This window comes from Terrisporobacter othiniensis (assembly GCF_000808015.1).
In the GTDB taxonomy this organism is placed as follows: domain Bacteria; phylum Bacillota; class Clostridia; order Peptostreptococcales; family Peptostreptococcaceae; genus Terrisporobacter; species Terrisporobacter muris.
This window is the reverse complement of record NZ_JWHR01000112.1, coordinates 1-15,711: the sequence shown is the minus strand read 5'-3', so window position 1 is coordinate 15,711 and position 15,711 is coordinate 1. Positions and strand designations below refer to the sequence as shown.

At 29.9% G+C, this 15,711-nt stretch carries 9 protein-coding genes and 1 pseudogene; 8 read left to right on the top strand and 2 right to left on the bottom strand.

The genetic code is table 11. The features are described 5' to 3' along the window. The first annotated feature begins 47 nt into the window (after positions 1 to 47). The 6 genes from QX51_RS13270 (at position 48) to rlmD (ending at position 10,777) form a co-directional block, all read left to right on the top strand. Positions 48 to 3,578 carry a DNA polymerase III subunit alpha gene (locus tag QX51_RS13270; RefSeq protein ID WP_039680380.1) on the top strand — a complete coding sequence of 1,177 codons (3,531 nt, stop codon included), beginning with the start codon at positions 48 to 50 and terminating at the stop codon, positions 3,576 to 3,578. Positions 3,579 to 3,734: 156 nt separating this feature from the next. Next, positions 3,735 to 4,694, top strand: a complete 960-nt coding sequence (gene pfkA, locus QX51_RS13265; RefSeq protein ID WP_039680379.1) for a 6-phosphofructokinase — start codon at positions 3,735 to 3,737, stop codon at positions 4,692 to 4,694. A 22-nt stretch (positions 4,695 to 4,716) separates the two neighbouring features. Further along, on the top strand, positions 4,717 to 6,477 hold the full coding sequence (pyk, locus tag QX51_RS13260; protein WP_039680378.1) for a pyruvate kinase: 1,761 nt from the start codon (positions 4,717 to 4,719) through the stop codon (positions 6,475 to 6,477). Between the two features lie 297 nt (positions 6,478 to 6,774). Next, complete coding sequence (locus tag QX51_RS13255; RefSeq protein WP_039680377.1) at positions 6,775 to 8,340, top strand: sodium:neurotransmitter symporter family protein; 1,566 nt, start codon at positions 6,775 to 6,777, stop codon at positions 8,338 to 8,340. Positions 8,341 to 8,648: 308 nt separating this feature from the next. Next, positions 8,649 to 9,341, top strand: a complete 693-nt coding sequence (locus tag QX51_RS13250; protein ID WP_039680376.1) for an HMG-box domain-containing protein — start codon at positions 8,649 to 8,651, stop codon at positions 9,339 to 9,341. Positions 9,342 to 9,415: 74 nt separating this feature from the next. Next, positions 9,416 to 10,777: a 23S rRNA (uracil(1939)-C(5))-methyltransferase RlmD gene (gene rlmD, locus QX51_RS13245; protein WP_039680375.1), complete on the top strand. Its 1,362-nt coding sequence runs from the start codon at positions 9,416 to 9,418 to the stop codon at positions 10,775 to 10,777. A gap of 35 nt (positions 10,778 to 10,812) precedes the next feature. On the opposite strand, the gene QX51_RS13240 is transcribed toward rlmD, so the two are convergent. Further along, positions 10,813 to 11,781, bottom strand: coding sequence for an ornithine cyclodeaminase family protein (locus QX51_RS13240; RefSeq protein WP_039680374.1), 969 nt, complete (start codon positions 11,779 to 11,781; stop codon positions 10,813 to 10,815). 258 nt (positions 11,782 to 12,039) lie between these two features. Here QX51_RS13240 and QX51_RS13235 point away from each other — a divergent pair, with 258 nt between their 5' ends. Both QX51_RS13235 and QX51_RS13230 read left to right on the top strand, forming a co-directional pair. Next, positions 12,040 to 12,234, top strand: coding sequence for a double zinc ribbon domain-containing protein (locus tag QX51_RS13235; RefSeq protein WP_039680373.1), 195 nt, complete (start codon positions 12,040 to 12,042; stop codon positions 12,232 to 12,234). 216 nt (positions 12,235 to 12,450) lie between these two features. Next, entirely contained in the window at positions 12,451 to 14,985 is a 2,535-nt protein-coding gene (locus tag QX51_RS13230; protein ID WP_039680372.1) for an FAD-dependent oxidoreductase, read from the top strand. A 69-nt stretch (positions 14,986 to 15,054) separates the two neighbouring features. On the opposite strand, the pseudogene QX51_RS20050 reads toward QX51_RS13230, so the two are convergent. Further along, a pseudogene (locus tag QX51_RS20050) lies at positions 15,055 to 15,711 on the bottom strand (IS3 family transposase); the annotation flags it as partial.

Below are 15,711 nucleotides of genomic sequence, written 5' to 3'. Positions count from 1 at the left end.
TTATATAAATATGATAAAATAAGTTTATAAATTTAGGAGGTGAGATAATGAATAAAGATTTTATTCATCTTCATGTGCATACGGAATACAGCTTATTAGATGGATTCTCAAGATTAGATAAATTGATAAGCAGAGCAAAAGAGCTAAATATGAAAGCTATTGCAATAACAGACCACGGGTGTATGTTTGGAGCAATAGATTTTTACAAAAAGGCTAAAAAAGCAGGAATAAAACCAGTTATAGGATGCGAAGTTTATACTGCATCTCGTGGTTTAAGAGATAAAGACCCTAACTATGACAAAAAATATGGTCATTTAGTTTTGTTAGCTGAAAATATGACAGGATATAAAAATTTAATAAAATTAGTCTCAACTTCTTATGTCGAAGGGTTTTACTACAAACCAAGGGTTGATATAGAAGAATTGAGAAAACATAGTGAAGGAATTATAGCACTATCAGCTTGTTTAGCTGGTGATGTATCAAATAATATTTTAAATAGGAATTATGAAGAAGCCAAAAGATTTGCTTTATTATATAGGGAGATATTTGGAGAAAATAATTTTTATTTAGAAATACAAGATCATAATTTACCAGAACAAAAAGAGGTAAATGCAGGGTTAGTTAAGTTGTCTAAAGAAACAGGTATACCACTTGTTGCCACAAATGATCTCCACTATGTAAATAAAGAGGATGCAAAAACTCATGATGCACTTATGTGTATTCAAATGGGTAAAACTTTAAATGATCCAAGTAGAATGAAATTTGGTAGTGATGAATTTTATCTAAAATCAAGGGAAGAAATGGAGCAACTTTTCCCTTATGCAATAGATGCTTTAGACAATACGGTTAAGATCGCAGAAAGATGTAATGTGGAGTTTGATTTTAATACTTATCATTTACCACAATATAATGTTCCAGAAGGTTACACAACGGAAAGTTACTTAAGAGAACTTTGTTTTAAAGGATTAGAGGAGAGATATAAAAATCCTACACAAGAAGCAGTAGATAGATTAAATTATGAAATTGATGTAATTTCAAAAATGGGATATATAGAATACTTCTTGATTACTTGGGATTTTATAAATTATGCAAAAGAAAATAATATAATGGTTGGACCAGGGAGAGGTAGTGCAGCAGGCTCTATAGTTGCATACACTTTGAGAATAACTGATATAGATCCAATAAAATATTCGCTGTTATTTGAACGTTTCCTAAATCCAGAACGTGTATCTATGCCAGATATAGATATAGATTTTTGTTATGAAAGAAGAGAAGAAGTTATAGATTATGTCAAAAGAAAATATGGTGATGATCATGTTGCTCAGATTATAACTTTCGGAACTATGAAAGCAAAAGCAGCTATAAGAGATGTTGGTAGAGTATTGGATATTCCTTATAACAAGGTTGATAAAATAGCAAAAGAAATTCCTTTTGATCTAGGGATGACTATCGATAAAGCATTAGAGATGAATCCAAACCTTAGAGAACTATATGAAAATGATGCTGAAACAAAGGAAGTAATAGATATTTCTAAGCAAATGGAGGGAATGCTACGTCATGCATCTACCCATGCTGCAGGTGTAGTTATATCTAAAAACCCTGTAGATGAATATGTTCCTTTATATAAACACCAAGAATCTATAAGTACTCAGTTCACAATGACTACATTAGAAGAATTAGGCCTTCTAAAAATGGATTTCTTAGGACTTAGAACTCTTACAGTTATAAGAGATGCACTTGACTTAATAGAGCATAAATATGGAAAGAGAATAGACTTTTCATCAATGGATTATGATGACCCAAAGGTTTATGAGTTACTTTCTTCAGGGAATACTCTTGGAGTATTCCAGTTAGAAAGTTCTGGTATGAGGAACTTTATGAAGCAGCTTAAGCCAGATAACTTTGAGGATATAGTTGCTGGGATATCTCTATATAGACCAGGTCCTATGGATTCTATACCTACTTATATTGAGAATAAAAATAATCCAGAGAAAGTTACTTATATTCATGAAAGTTTAAGACCTATAATGGAAGTTACTTATGGGTGTTTAGTTTATCAAGAACAGGTTATGCAAGTTGTTAGGGACTTAGCTGGATATAGCTATGGTCGTAGTGACTTGGTGAGAAGAGCCATGGGTAAAAAGAAAATGGATGTAATGGAAGAAGAAAGACAGTATTTTATACACGGAAAAGAAGATGAAAGTGGAAATATAGAAATAACTGGATGTGTAAGAAATGGAATCTCAGAAGATATAGCAAATAAAATATTTGATGATATGATTGATTTCGCAAGATATGCTTTTAATAAGTCACATGCAGCGGCATATGGAGTTGTATCTTATGAAACAGCATATTTAAAAGCATATTATCCAGTTGAATTTATGGCAGCATTAATAACTAGTGTAATGGGTAATACAGATAAAGTTGTTGAATATATAAGAGAATGTAGTGCATTAGAAATAGAAATTTTAAAACCAGATATTAATAAAAGTTTTGGTAAATTCTCTGTTGAAGGGCATAATATAAGATTTGGTTTAGCAGCAGTCAAAAATGTGGGTATAAACGTGATAAATAATATTATTAAAGAAAGAGAAGCAAACGGAGATTTTAAAGATTTTGCTGATTTAGTAAAAAGATTAGATTCAAAAGACCTAAATAAAAGAGTATTAGAAAGCTTAATTAAATGCGGAGCTTTTGACAATATTAGTGATAATAGAGCCAGCCTAATGATGGGGTATGAAAAGTTATTAGAAAGTGTATCTATGGATAGAAAGAAAAATGTTAAAGGTCAAATATCTCTATTTGATGGACTTCAAATGGGAGAAGAAACTGTTGAGGTTGAGCAAGAAGTTAGTTCAATGCCTAAAGTAAACGAATTTGAAGAGAGAGAAAGGCTAGCATTAGAAAAAGAAGTTCTTGGAATGTATGTAAGTGGTCACCCTCTTGGAGAGTTTGAAAAAGAATTAAAAAATAATACATCTATAGATAATGGAAAAATTAATGCTTTAAAAGAAGATATGGAAGCATATTTAAATTTAGATGAAAAAGAAGTTATTTTAGGTGGAATGATTGTTAATAAGAGAATACAAACAACTAAGAGAAACGATATTATGGCATTTTTAGAGTTGGAAGATTTGTATGGTACTATTGAAGTCATAGTATTTCCTCAAGTTTTAAAACAATACAATAATATTTTAAATGAGGATAATATTATTTATATTAAAGGTAAGCTTAGCATAAAAGAAGAAGAAGGTGCAAAACTTATAGCTAGAGAAATTAGAGATATAAATGATACTAATAATTTTAAAATTAACAATCGAAATAATGTATACACAAAAAATAAAAAGCCTGAGGCAAGAGGCATATTTATAAAAATAGATAGTATGGATAATCAGCAACTTATTAACTCAATAGAAAAAATATTACTTCAACATAGAGGCAATGAAGGTGTTTACATATGTACAGAACATCCTCGAAAAATGTTTAAATGGACAGGTATGGAAGTAAGCTTAAATTCAGATTTAAAATATAAATTACAAGAGTTATTAGGTGTAGAAAATGTTAAAGTTAAAAATTAGTATAAATTAGTGTTTTATACAAAAAGAAGGTAAAATTTGTGATATAATACACAATATATGTAGGTGAAAATGTTTTTATAAAATTAATTAGAACATATATACCTAGGGAGTAAAAATTACAACTCTAAGGATTTAGGATTATTAGGAGGTAGTACTATGAAGACAATAGGAATATTGACTAGTGGTGGGGATGCACCAGGAATGAATGCAGCTATTAGAGCTGTTGTTAGATCTGCCATATACTATGGATGCAAAGTTTATGGTATTAATAGAGGATATAAGGGTCTTATTGAATCTGATTTAGTTGAAATGAATTTATCGTCAGTTGGGGATATTATCCATAGAGGTGGTACAATACTTAAGTCATCGAGATGTGAAGAATTCAAAACTGAAGAAGGAAGACAAAAAGCAGTTAAGATTCTTAAGAAACATGGAATAGACTGTTTAGTTGTAATAGGTGGGGATGGTTCTTTCAATGGAGCTCAAAAACTTAGTGATTTAGGTTTTCCAGCTATAGGTATACCAGGGACAATAGATAATGACTTAGCTTACACAGATTATACAATAGGTTTCGATACAACACTTAATACTATAGTAGATGCAATAAGTAAGATAAGAGACACATCTTCTTCTCATGAAAGAGTTAACATAGTTGAAGTTATGGGAAGACATTGTGGTGATTTAGCTTTATATTCAGGATTAGCTGGTGGGGCTGAAACCATAATAGTACCAGAAGTTGATTATAAAATAGAAGATATTTGCTTAAGATTAGAGACTACTAAAAAAAGAGGTAAAAGACACAGTATAATAGTATTAGCAGAAGGTGTTGGCAATGCTAATGATATTGGAAAAGAAATAGTTGAAAGAACTGGCGTAGATCTTAGAGTAACAATATTAGGACATGTTCAAAGGGGAGGAAGTCCAACAGTAGCAGATCGTTTATTAGCAAGTAGAATGGGAGTAAGAGCAGTTGAATTACTTTTAGATGGTAAATCTGCTAGAGTAGTAGGAGTAAGAGACGATAAAATAATAGATATGGAAATACACGAAGCTTTATCTATGAAGAGAGATTTTGATAAGAAAAGTTATCAAATGGCTCAAATACTATCTATATAAAACATTTAGGAGGATATAAATAATGCTTAAGAGTGCTAAGAAAACAAAAATAGTTTGTACTTTAGGACCAGCTTCTCAAAGTGAAGAAGTCCTAACTAAACTAATAGAAAATGGTCTTAATGTTTGTAGATTTAACTTCTCTCACGGTTCTCATGAAGAACATAAGGAAAGAATGGATATGGTAAAAAAAGTTAGAGAAGAACTTAAGAAGCCAGTTGCAATATTATTAGATACTAAAGGTCCAGAAATAAGAACTGGAAACTTTGCAGATCCAGAAGTTTTTCTTGAAGAAGGAAGCAAATTTACAATAACTATGGCTGATATTGTGGGAACTAAAGAAATTTGTACAGTTAGTTATAAAGGATTAGCTAATGATGTTGTAAAAGGTAATTTAATATTAATAGATGATGGTCTAGTTGGGCTAAGGGTTGAAGAAGTTATTGGTGATGAAATTCATTGTGTAGTTGAAAACTCAGGTATAGTTAAAAATCACAAAGGCGTAAACGTTCCAGGTGTAAAGATAAACTTACCAGCATTAACTCCTAAAGATATATCAGATATAGAATTCGGGATAACTCAAGGAATAGATTTTATAGCAGCTTCATTTGTTAGAAAAGCATCTGATGTTCTTGCAATAAAAGAAGTGTTAGAAAATAATAATGCTACAGATATACAAATAATATCAAAAATAGAAAACCAAGAAGGTGTAGATAACTTAGATGAAATACTACAAGTTTCTGATGGTTTAATGGTTGCTAGAGGTGATTTAGGAGTTGAAATACCAACTGAAGAAATGCCAATAGTACAGAAAGAAATGATTAAAAAATGTAATGAATTAGGAAAGCCAGTTATAACAGCTACACAAATGCTTGACTCAATGATTAGAAATCCAAGACCTACAAGAGCTGAAGTAACTGACGTTGCCAATGCAATATATGATGGAACAGATGCAATAATGTTATCTGGAGAAACTGCTGCAGGAAAGTATCCAGTAGAAGCAGTTAAAACAATGGCTACAATAGCTAAAAGAATAGAAGAAACTTTAGATTATGATAATATATTAAGAAACAAAGGTTTAAATAATACTAATGTTACAGATGCAATAAGTTATGCAACGTGTACAACAGCTAAAAGTTTAAATGCTTCAGGAATAGTTACATCAACATCTTCAGGGCATACAGCTAGAATGGTTTCTAAATTTAGACCAAATACTCCAATAATAGCTGCAACTCCTAATAGTAAAACTAGTAGACAATTATCATTAAGCTGGGGAGTTTATACAGTAAACTGCCAACAGGCAGGAAATACAGATGATCTTATAGATAATTCAATAGAAGCAAGTAAAAATGAAGGTTTCATTCATGATGGAGAATTAGTTGTTATAACTGCAGGTGTTCCAACAGGAGTAAGCGGAACGACTAATTTAATAAAGGTTCATGTTGTAAGTGAAGAAATATGTCAAGGTATAGGTATAGGAAGAACCACAGTAGAGGGAAAAGTACGTTTTGTTAAAAGTGGAGAAGTTTGTGAAAATTTCAATGAAGGAGATATATTAGTTACTAGTATGACTGATAAAGAAATGAATCCTTATATAGAAAAAGCTGCTGCCATAATAACAGAAGATGGCGGAATGACTTCTCATGCTGCAATAGTTGGAATTAACTTAGGAAAACCAGTTATTGTATCTGCTACAAATATATCATCAAGTGTTGAAGATGGTGAACTTATAACAGTTGATACTACAAGAGGTGCTGTATACAGAGGATCAAGTAGAGTATTATAAGAATAAAATTAAAAATAATTAATATATTTTACTATAGTGCATCTAGCAATTTATTAAAGCGGCAAGAATATCTGAAAAATAAATTTTGAAAGAATTATTGCATGTTTTAGTAAAGGATGGTACTATTATATAAAATGACCACTTAGATAATAACAAAGTCTAGTGGTTATTTTTATAAGATAAATAGTCAGAAAATTTACAAAAATGTGAAAATATAGACAAAAGGGGTTTTATTCTGAATATTTATTTTAGGTTTTATTTTCCGTAATATTTAAAATAAAAAGGAGGGAGTAACAAATGGCAGAAAACAGAGAACAATGGGGTTCTAAGATAGGTCTTATCTTAGCAATGGCAGGAAATGCTGTTGGATTAGGGAATTTCTGGAGATTCCCGTATATAGCTGCTACAAATGGTGGTGGCGCATTTATGATACCATACTTCTTTGCTCTAATCGTTATAGGTATACCTGTAATGTTAATAGAATGGAGTATAGGTCGTTATGGTGGAGCGCATGGACATGGTACAGTAGGCCCAATGATTTATTTACAGGCTAAAAAAGCTGTAAAACCAAAAACTGCAATTATACTTGGAGCTCTTGCGGGAGCTATAGCATTTGGAGTTACATTATTAGTTAACTCTTATTATACTCATATAATAGGTTGGTCACTAGGGTACGCAGTACAATCACTAACAGGTGGTTATGTAGGTGTAGATGGTTCAACATTCTTTGTTCAATATATAACTGATCCTAAGATGTTGATATTCTGGGTAATTTCTTTAGCTTTACTTGGATGGGCTGTAATGAAGGGTGTATCTGAAGGTATAGAAGCTTGGGCTAAAGTAATGATGCCAACAATATATGTATTTGGTATCATACTTGTTATAAGAGCTTTAACATTAGGTGCTCCAGTTAATCCTGATTGGTCAGCAATGAATGGATTAAACTTCGTATGGAATCCAGATTTAAGTAAATTAACTTCGGCTTCAGTAGTAACTGCAACAGGACAAATATTCTTCACATTATCTTTGGGTATGGGGATTATTTGTAACTATGCATCTTATTTACAAGCAGATGAAGATATAGTAGCTGCTTCTGTTGCTACAGTATCATTAAATGAATTTGCTGAAGTTATACTTGCTGGTACTTCTGTTATACCTATTTCATATGCATTCCTTGGACCAGAAGGTATAAAAGGTAGTATAGGGCTTGCATTTATGGCATTGCCAAATGTATTTGCTGATATGACTGGTGGTAGAATATTCGGAGCTGTTTGGTTCTTCTTATTATTCTTCGCAGGATTTACTTCAGCTATAGCAATGTACAACTACTTAGTTGCATTACTAGAAGAAGATATGGGAATACAAAGAAAGAAAGGTGCCGTTATTATATTCTTAGCATATTTGATAGTTGGTGCTCCAATAGCATTAGAATCAATAGTTACAGGAACTGCTAACTTATTCTACTTTACAGAAGTTGATAACTGGATAGGTAACTACTTGTTAATTGTTCTTGGATTAATAGAAGTTATAGTTGTAGCTTGGTTAGTTAAAGACCCAGCATTAGATGAAATGAATAAAGGTGGTTTATGGAAGGTACCAAAATGGTTCTTTAGATTATTCCATCAATTCTTGACACCAATTTCTATAATAGTTTTCCTAGCAATATTTACTAAGGACTATGCATTAGCTGGTAACTTTAAAGCTATACCATCTTATATGGCAGGAAATGAACAATTTGTTGTTTGGGTAAATCTTGCTAGGGCAGTAGTTGTATGTATATTAATAGTTGGATTTATACAAACATATAAATCTATAAAATCTAAATATACTTCTGAAATAAATAATAATAAAGTAGAAGCTTAATAAAATTTTAATCTTATAGATTAAATTTAAAGGATGGTGAATATAATGACAGGATTTGCTTGGGCTTTTATGTCAATAGTGTGGGTTATTATATTAAGTTGTGCTGGAATAGCATTAAGTAAGATAGTAAACCATGGTAAATAGAATTTTGATAACGAAAGGTAACTAAAATAAAAAAGAGCCCTACAATTTTGTAGGGTTCTTTATATAAATAATGAATATATATATAAAAGAACTTATAAATTTTATTATTAAAATGTAGCAGTTGAATTGTCTATATAGTATCATAATTATAAGGGGGTGGAGGTATGAGTACAGGATTAGTAGTTATGACGATTAACCAATTAATCACTGAAACCAAAAAGTTCAAAGGGATAAAAGAAAGAAAAAGACAAAAATATTTGTCTGATTTAGAAAAGTTAAGATCTGAATATGAGCAGGTAGAAGTACCAGAATATTTTAGTAAACAATATAATCAACTTAATGGAAAAGGCAAGGAATTAATTAAAGATATGAGAATGGGTAGGGATACTCAAGGTGTTGAAAATGATCTGCCTGTATATATAAGATATTTGAAAGCATCTTTAAGAGACTTTAAAGGTGAAACAAATGTATTAAAAAATTATTTATTAGCATTTTATTTAACGGCAGCATTATTTTTAGCTTTAACACCTCAATTTTATGGATATATGTTGCCACTATTATTTTTAGTACCAATTATACTTGGAGTTAAAGGTAGTAAGCAAAGATCAATAAATGGATTTTATATGAGCATGAGTATAGTTCCAATGGGACTTATGACAGGTATTACATGGGTTCGATATGGATACCAAGCAATGCAAAACTTTAATAAATATGTACAAGTGATTGTAGAATCAGGATTATCACAAGGTTTAGCAGAGAAATTAATCTACATAGGCTCTATAGGAGGAGTAATTTTACTTGTATTAGCATGTACACAATTTTATTTAGGATTAAAAAATAGAGATTTATTTATATAAGGACTTTAATAGTCCTTATTTTTTTGATAAAATAAGTCTTTGAAGTCTAAATTTAATTGTTCGGAGGAAAACCTATGTTATCAAAGGATAAAATGTACGTTGTAGAGATAGTTGATATAGGTCAAGGTGGAGTTGGAATTGGTAAATTCGAAGGATTTACAGTTTTTGTAGATGGCGGATTAGTAAAAGATAAGATTAAGGTTAAGATAACTAAATCAAAAAAGAATTATGCCGTTGGAGAAATAGTTGAAATACTGGAACCATCACCATATAGAGTTGAGAGAAAATGTAGCAAAGAGCTTAAAGAATGTGGTGGATGTCAAATTCAAGAATTAGATTATAAAGAACAACTTAATTTAAAAACTAATGAAGTGAAACAAGTTATAAGTAGAATTGGAAAACTTGATGATGTGGTAATTCATAATGCTTTAGGAATGGAAGAACCTTTTAGATATAGAAATAAGGCACAATTTCCTATTCAAAAAGTAGATGGAGTACCTGTAATTGGTTTTTATAAAAAGAAAAGCCATGATATTATACCTACAAATCAATGTATTATACAACATGATGTAAATGATAAAATAATAAAAATAATAAAAACATATATAAGAGCTTATAAAGTTAGTATATATGATGAAAAAACTCATACAGGGGTTTTAAGACACTTAGTAACAAAGGTAGGTTTTACTACTAAAGAAGTTATGGTAGTATTAGTTGCCAACGGAAGAAAATTACCATATTTAAATGAACTAGCATCTGTATTAAAAGAAAATATTCCAGGATTTAAAACGTTAGTAGTTAACGTGAATAGAGAAAAAACTAATGTAATATTAGGAAATGAAAATAGAGTGATTTATGGAGATGGAAAGATTAATGATAATATAGGAGATTTAGTATTTGAAATATCACCTTTATCATTCTTCCAAGTTAATCCTGTACAAACAGAAGTACTATATAATAAAGCATTAGAATATGCTAATTTAGGAGAAAATGATACAGTATTTGATATATACTGTGGAATCGGAACTATTTCATTATTTTTAGCGCAAAAAGCTAAAAAAGTGTATGGAATAGAGATTGTAGAAGAAGCAATAAAAGATGCAAAGATAAATGCAAATATAAACAATTTAGATAATGTGGAATTCTATGTTGGAAAGGCTGAAGAGGTTGTTCCAAAGATGTATAAACAAGGGAAACGTGCTAACGTAGTAGTTGTTGACCCACCTAGAAAAGGTTGCGATGAAAAAGTACTAGATACAATTATATCTATGCAACCTGATAGGGTAGTTTACGTTTCTTGTAATCCATCAACTTTAGCTAGAGATTTGAATTATCTAGATGAAAGAGGATACAAATGTTTAGAAGTACAGCCAGTTGATATGTTCCCTCATAGTGTTCATATTGAAAATGTGGCTCTTATAGTTAAGAAACAATAAAAAGTAGAGAAATTAATTTCTCTACTTTTTATTGTTTATAAATTTATATCTATAGAACCACCATTTTCAAGAGCATGCTTATATATGGCTTCAGCTGCACATAAATCAAATAAGCCTATGCCAACAGATTTAAAAACAGTAGTAGAATTTAATAAATCATCATCTAATTCATTAAGTTGAATAACCTTACCTAAAGTTTGAATATTTTCTTTTTTTATTAAATTTTCTTTAACTGGTATGCCTAAGTCCCCACTTTCTTCTATGGCAAATAAAGTATCTGTATAAATATGATCAGCAGATTTAATTGCAGCGTTAGAAAATTCTCTAGTATGAGGTTGATAAGAACCGATTCCGATTATATGTTTTCCTTTGTATAAATCAGCATCATCAGGTATAACAGGATTAGCTGAGGTAGTAGCACATATTATTATGTCACTTTTCTCTATAGCATCTTTACTAGAATTACTTCTGTGGAACTTTACATTAGGAAGTAATAGCTGTAACTTCTCTATGAAAGAGTTTACTTTTGACTCTGTTCTACTATATACATACACGTCTTTTATTGGTCTAACTGCACATGTAGCTAACACTTGGAATACTGACTGAACGCCAGCTCCGATTATCGCTATAGATGAAGCATCTTTTTTTGCTAAATATTTTGAAGATACACCACCAACACATCCTGTTCTTAGTGCTGTTAAATATGTACCATTTAATAAAGCTAAAGGTTTGCCGGTCTTAATATCATTTAATAAAGTAACACCTTGTGTTACAGCTTCCCCTATTTCACTATTTTTAGGATATACAGTTATCAACTTTGTAGAAAAATAGTCTTCTTTAAAACAAGGCATTAACAAAAATGGATTTTCATCTTCACCTAAATGGATACGATCTGGTTGACTAAATTTGCCAGATTCTTGTATTAATAATGCTTTTTCTATAGAACTTAATACATCTTCGATAGTTATATTTTGCTCCATGTACTTTTCATTGATGATTAACATATATTTTTTTATTCCCCCTTAATTTATACTCTTATTTAATTATAGTTGTAAAAAAATACAAAGTAAATTGATATTTATTTTAAATATAATATAAAAATATATTGACCAAAGAAAGCCATATAAATAAAATATGACATACTAATAACAAAAAAATAATAAATATGATATACGATATTGTTAATTATATAAAAAAGTACTATAATAAAAGTAAATAGTGTGCATGATAGTCAGAAAATTAAAAAAGGGGAGGCTGTAAGCATGGTGGAGGTAAGAAAAGATATTAGTGAAGTTCAAATTTGCAATAAGTGTGGAGAAATTAATTACGACAATGTTAATTTTTGTCAAGACTGCGGTTATATGCTAAAGGATTTTACTCATGTATTTTGTGAAGTTTGTGGATCAAAAAATTCAGTAGAAAATAAAATTTGTAATGAATGTAAAAATCTACTTTAAATTAAAACAATTAGATTAAGCATAGATAATATTAATAGGTTCAAAATTGGACCTATTTTTTTTGTATAAAATTTAACAATTATCCTATAAATGAGTTTATATACTATAATAAAGGGTAGAGATATAATAAAAAAATAACAGAATTTAACATCTGAATAGGGGATAAAAATTAGACTAAATTATTATACTTAATATACAAATAAGTGGAGGTAGATTATGGATTATAAGGAATTAAAAAAAGATTTTTATTGGGCAGGAATACTAGATAAGGATTTAAGGATCTTTGATATTATTATGGAGACGGAGTTTGGGACTAGTTATAATTCTTATGTATTAAAAACTGGTGACAAAGTCATATTATTTGAAACAGCAAAGGCTAAATTTTTCCAATCTTATTTAGAACGTTTAAAACAAATAGTAGATATAAATAAGATTGATTATATTGTTGTCAATCATACTGAACCAGATCATGCAGGTAGTGTGGAAAAATTAATAGATATGAATCCAAATATAAAAGTAGTAGGAAGTACAGTTGCAATAAACTTCTTAAAGAATATAGTTAATCATGACTTCTATAGTTTAACTGTCAAGGATAACGATATCTTAAAAGTTGGAGATAAAACTTTAAGATTTATTTCAGTACCGCACTTACATTGGCCTGATACTATGTATACTTACATAGAAGAAGATGAAACCTTAATCACATGTGACTCATTTGGTTCTCACTACTGCTTAGATGATATAGTATTAAGTAAATTGACTGATAATGAAGGATATATGAGAGCTACAAAATATTACTTTGATAACATAATAGGTCCATTTAAACCACATATGTTAAAAGCTTTAGGTAAAATAAAAGACTTAAAGATAGATATGATATGTACAGGTCATGGACCAGTAATAGATTGTAGAATTGATGAAATAAAAGAAACTTATAAAAAATGGTGTACGGTTATAAATCCAAATCCAAGAAAAACAGTGATAATACCTTATGTTAGCGCTTATGGATATACAAAAGAATTAGCACATGAAATAGAAAAAGGTATAAAAGATAGTGGAGAAATAGATGTTAGAATTTATGATTTAGTTGAAAGTGATACAGCTAAAGTTTTAGAAGAAATAGGTTTTGCAGATGGATTATTATTTGGAACACCAACAATTGTGGGAGAAGCATTAAAACCTATTTGGGATTTAACAACTTCGATATTTGCTGGAACTCATGGAGGTAAACTTGCTAGTGCTTTTGGTAGTTATGGATGGAGTGGTGAAGGAGTACCTCATATTATAGAAAGATTAAAACAACTTAGAATGAAAGTTGTAGATGGATTTAGAGTTAAGTTTAAACCAGGTAAAAAGGATTTAAAAGATGCATATGAATATGGGTTTAATTTTGGATGTATATTATTAAATAAGGAAAATAAAAGAGTTAAAAATAAAGTAACAGAAACTCCGCTAGTAAAATGTGTAGTTTGTGGAGAAATATTTGATGCTAGTTTAGACATATGCCCAGTATGTGGTGTTGGAAGAGAAAACTTTATACCAGTTAATGTGGAAGAAAGTAACTTTAAGAAGGATACAAATGAGATATTCTTAATTCTTGGTAATGGTGCTGCTGGTATAAATGCTGCAAAAGCTATAAGAGAAAGAAACAATACTTGTAATATAGTTATGATATCAAATGAAAATGTATTAAGTTATAATAGACCAATGCTTACTAAAAGCATGATTGCTAAATTTGATGCTAATCAATTAGCAATTTATAACGAAGAATGGTACAAGGAAAATAACATAACTAATATATTAGATAAAAATGTAATAGATATAAATACTGAAGAAAAAATAGTAACTTTAGATGGTGATATGAAGCTTAAATACGATAAATGTATTTATGCATTAGGTTCAGAATCATTTATACCACCAATTGCTGGGAATGAAAAAGAAGGAGTAATAGCAATTAGAAGAATTTCTGATACTGATAAAATAAATGATATACTTCCAAGTGTTAAAAATGCAGTAGTAATAGGTGGAGGAGTACTAGGATTAGAGGCTGCTTGGGAACTTAGCAAAGCTAAATGTAATGTAACTGTATTAGAACTTGCACCTAGTCTAATGCCTAGACAATTAGATGAAAGGTCAGGAGACTTTTTAGCTGATATAATTAAAGAATCAGGGATAGACTTAAAATTAAATGTTAAAATTGATAGCATTGAAGGTGAAGATGGTGTTACAGGAGTTAAGCTTGGTGATGGAGAAATAATATCAGCAGACTTGGTAGTGATTTCTTGTGGTGTTAGGGCTAATGTATCTTTAGCATCATCTTGTGGAATAAATGTAAATAAAGCAGTAGTTGTAAATGAAAAGATGGAAACTAATAAATCAGATATATATGCGTGTGGAGACTGCGCAGAATTTGAAAATATAAATTATGCTATTTGGCCACAAGCTGTAGAAATGGGGAAAGTTGCAGGAGCAAATGCGGCAGGAGATTCTGTAACATATGAAACAGTTAGTGCAGGACTTACTTTCAACGGTATGGACACTTCACTATTTGTCATAGGGGATAATGGAAAAGATCCAAATAAAAAATATAAAACAGTAGAATTTGCAGATGAGAAAAAACAAACTTATGAAAAATACTACTTTGTAAATAACCGATTAAGTGGAGTTATACTAATTGGTGACACTAGTAGATTAGTAGATTTAACTATGGCAGTAGAAGAAAATAGATTATTTAATAAAATATTTAAATAGATTATAAGAAAAAACTCTAAGTCTAAATAAAGTGGATCCTTTGTCAAGGACACAAGAAAAAAGACATGGCTAAGACATCATCAAAAGCTGATTTCTAAATTGAATAGGAGTCAGCTTTTTTAAATTCCATTGGTATCTGAAATTATTATAATAATCTATATAGTCATCTACTAAAATCTGTAACTCTTCAAATGTATTGCAACTTTTATAATCAATCTCGTCTTTCATATGACCAAAGAATGACTCCTGCGGAGCATTATTCCAACAATTACCTTTTCTAGACATCGATTGCTCTAAATTATTCTTTTTAAGTAACTTTTGAAAAATTGGACTAGTATACTAAGAGCCCTAATCAAAGTGAATAAATGCATCTTTATGTAGTTTAAATGATTTAAACTCAACTAATTTATCAATAGTTTTAGTAGCAATTTCTATAGCTAAACTTTTTGATAAATAATGTGATAATATTTCATTAGTTGATGAATCTTTTATCGTAGATAAATATGCCATTTTTCCATTGCCATAAGGCATATACGTGATATCTGTTAACAATACTTTCCCTGGTATATTTTGCTTGAATTCTCTATTTAATTTATTTGGAACAACCCTATGCTCTTTAGTTGCCTTAGCTATACGTTTATAAGGATTAGATTTACGTATTGGACAAATAATATTATATTTGCGCATTATTCTTTATATTTTCTTTCTATTCATTATTACTCCAAA

What these genes read in the sequence shown, in the direction of transcription:
- QX51_RS13270 (WP_039680380.1), top strand. Translation starts at nt 48, where the DNA reads ATGAATAAAGATTTTATTCATCTTCATGTGCATACGGAATACAGCTTA.
- pfkA (WP_039680379.1), top strand. Translation starts at nt 3,735, where the DNA reads ATGAAGACAATAGGAATATTGACTAGTGGTGGGGATGCACCAGGAATG.
- pyk (WP_039680378.1), top strand. Translation starts at nt 4,717, where the DNA reads ATGCTTAAGAGTGCTAAGAAAACAAAAATAGTTTGTACTTTAGGACCA.
- QX51_RS13255 (WP_039680377.1), top strand. Translation starts at nt 6,775, where the DNA reads ATGGCAGAAAACAGAGAACAATGGGGTTCTAAGATAGGTCTTATCTTA.
- QX51_RS13250 (WP_039680376.1), top strand. Translation starts at nt 8,649, where the DNA reads ATGAGTACAGGATTAGTAGTTATGACGATTAACCAATTAATCACTGAA.
- rlmD (WP_039680375.1), top strand. Translation starts at nt 9,416, where the DNA reads ATGTTATCAAAGGATAAAATGTACGTTGTAGAGATAGTTGATATAGGT.
- QX51_RS13240 (WP_039680374.1), bottom strand. Translation starts at nt 11,781, where the DNA reads ATGTTAATCATCAATGAAAAGTACATGGAGCAAAATATAACTATCGAA.
- QX51_RS13235 (WP_039680373.1), top strand. Translation starts at nt 12,040, where the DNA reads ATGGTGGAGGTAAGAAAAGATATTAGTGAAGTTCAAATTTGCAATAAG.
- QX51_RS13230 (WP_039680372.1), top strand. Translation starts at nt 12,451, where the DNA reads ATGGATTATAAGGAATTAAAAAAAGATTTTTATTGGGCAGGAATACTA.